Below are 1,285 nucleotides of genomic sequence, written 5' to 3'. Positions count from 1 at the left end.
GCTACTTTTGTATAGGTGCTGGTTCTTCGTTTGTTTGGATAGATCCAGAAAATGAATTGGTCGCGGTTGTGCGCTGGATAGAGGGATCGCACATCAATGGTTTTTGTGAACTGGTTACTAAAGCGCTTCGTAAATAGTGCAAACGTCATGGCGTACAAAACCACTTACACACAAACTTGCTTAGCAACCCTCAATATTGCATCTGCAACCAAGCCTTTTCTAAACGCTTAACACTCACAGGCTGCGGAGTCCGTAACTCTTGCGCAAAAAAACTCACACGCAATTCTTCGAGTAACCATCTGTAGGCCAGCATGCGCTCATCGGTGGCGCCTTTTCTTTCTGCCACCAAGCGCCAATATTTTTGTTCCCAAGGTTTGAGCTCAGCCATCTTGCTAGCGTCGCGTACGGGGTCTTCGCGTAATTTATCGAGGCGCAACACAATGGCTTTGAGGTAGCGCGTGAAATGTTGTAGTTGCGTATACGGCGTTTCTAGGACAAAACGCTTGCCCACGAGGCGTTGTAATTGTTGGGCGCAATCGGCCACTGCTTCAGGGTGCGCTTTAGTGTCTTTGATTTTTCGGCTGGCTTGGGCAAATTCAATCAAGACGTTCGAGGCCATTCTGGCGACTTCGTTGGCAATCAAAGTTAAGCGGCCTCGTCCTTCTTCAAGGCGTTGTTGGAACGATGCAGCATCCGTAGGTAACGGGTCTAATAAAAATGCCCGCTCCAGCGCCAAATCCAAAATTTGTTGTTTGAGTTCATCCGCCGTACCCCCACCCGATCCATCATTGGCTTTGCCGACCAACATATAAGTGACCGACATTTTTTGCAAATCTGGCAAATTCTTTTCCAAATACTTGATGGCATCTTTGATTTGCAAAGCAAACAATCGTCGCAAACCTGCGCGGTGTTTGCTTGCCGCCATATCGGGTTCGTCAAATACCTCTATGCGCACTGCATCACCCGTATCGACCAAGGCAGTAAAGCCCACCAAGGTTTGATCGCCTTGGGTAATTTCCATCAACTCAGGCAACTCACCAAACGACCAGGTGGTGAAAGTTTTTTCCGAGCTACCTGCAGTGACTTGTTTGTGCGGTGCATTAACCGAATGAGATGGGCCATTTGACAGGTGACCCTGATTCGCTTTTTGACCTTCGACGAAGTCTTTGCCGCTTGCTAAGGCAAATTGCAAATCGCCACGATTGGAGAAAACCCGTTCCTCATCCGCCGACTCCTGCGCTTTAGGCATGGCTTCTTTCAAGCCTGCTAAGGCCTGAAACGCACC

At 48.6% G+C, this 1,285-nt stretch carries 1 protein-coding gene; it reads right to left on the bottom strand.

From position 1 onward, the window contains the following. Window positions 1-190 precede the first annotated feature (190 nt). Window positions 191-1,285, bottom strand: a 1,095-nt coding sequence (locus AC9UEO_RS13710; RefSeq protein WP_509534661.1) for a DUF3418 domain-containing protein, incomplete at its 5' end; no start/stop codon positions are given.

The sequence above is a fragment of the Limnohabitans sp. genome (assembly GCF_040401495.1).
Taxonomy (GTDB): domain Bacteria; phylum Pseudomonadota; class Gammaproteobacteria; order Burkholderiales; family Burkholderiaceae_C; genus Limnohabitans.
The sequence above is the reverse complement of the archived record's forward strand: the minus strand, read 5'-3'. Positions and strand labels throughout refer to the sequence as shown.